This is a genomic window from Pedobacter sp. 01T416_2 (assembly GCF_056398925.1).
In genome coordinates, this window is the sequence record NZ_JBFTQI010001178.1 from 1 (window position 1) to 1160 (window position 1160).

General features: G+C 38.0%; 1 protein-coding gene. It reads right to left on the bottom strand.

Annotated elements, in window-relative coordinates:
- Positions 1–1018: DUF6588 family protein (locus tag AC1DPQ_RS28360; RefSeq protein ID WP_477611657.1), on the bottom strand; the 1018-nt coding region annotated here is incomplete at its 3' end.
- Positions 1019–1160 lie beyond the last annotated feature (142 nt).

The window sequence follows — 1160 nt, forward strand, 5'->3', positions numbered from 1 at the left end:
TACCAAGGCCTATACCTGCATTAACCATACTGTATTTTGCCTGAGTATATGAGCCGTAAAATTTAAAGAAACCAAATTTCAGTTGAAAGCCTAAACTACCTCTTACGCCGTCAATATCAGTTTGTTTCACCGAGATTGGATCTACATAAGTTGCATTGCTTGCACCATCTTCAAATTTATAAGTACCAAGCGCTTTTAAATTGGTGTTCGATGTTTGGTAACCGATGCTGGCAAAAGGCGTGAAAAACATAATTTTCTTTGAAACGATGGCATCAAAATTTACGCCATTGAATTTAGCATCAATACGCTGATCTGAATTTGAAGTATTATTGATATTCAAAGGCAAATTATATTTATACTGCGTAAAGCCACCGGCAATGGCAATGTCTACAGGAATCAGTTTTTCTGTTGTTGAACCCATAAATAAGGGTAAAAGTTCAATTTTGGCACCAAAACCGATCATCGATAAGCTTCCCAGGTCGTTACCTAATTTAATCTTCGGCATTGCTCTTAAAGTAACATCAATGTTTTTGGGTAAGCCCAAAGTAGCCTGTATCTGAGCTGAAGGCACTACATGAAACCCCACTCCCTGAGGTAAGTTGAAAAATTTACCTGTAGGAACGCCACTGCTTGTATAAATTTGCATTTTACCACCTTCATGGTCATCACCAAATGCAGTAGGACCTATAGATGATGCACCAGGTGCAGGTTTGATATTACTTAAACTCAAGGTATTTACATCATAACTTCTGGCCGATTGTGGAACAAATGCTGCAGAGGCCGAAACCCTTACATCGAATTTTAAAAAACCTTTCGATTGAGCGGTGTTCGACCATCCATCGGTTAAACCCAGGCCTAAACCTTTATACAAAGGATCAAAATAGGCATTAACCAGTTTGGTCGCATCTGCTGGTCCGCCCACAAACAAGTCTCCAACATCTTGTTGGGCACTTGCTTTTTGAGTCATCACTAATAAAAATAAGGCACATATGGCCTTTAAAGCGTAGCATTTTTTCATATAGAAAATTTAGAATGTTTTGATTGTGAGTAAAGATAAGGCTGTTTTTTCGAAAACTGCAATCATTGAAAAATTCTTGAAGTTAAAAGTTTATTTTTGCGCCATGGAAAATGTGGTCGAATTGCAGGAATCAGAAGAACAG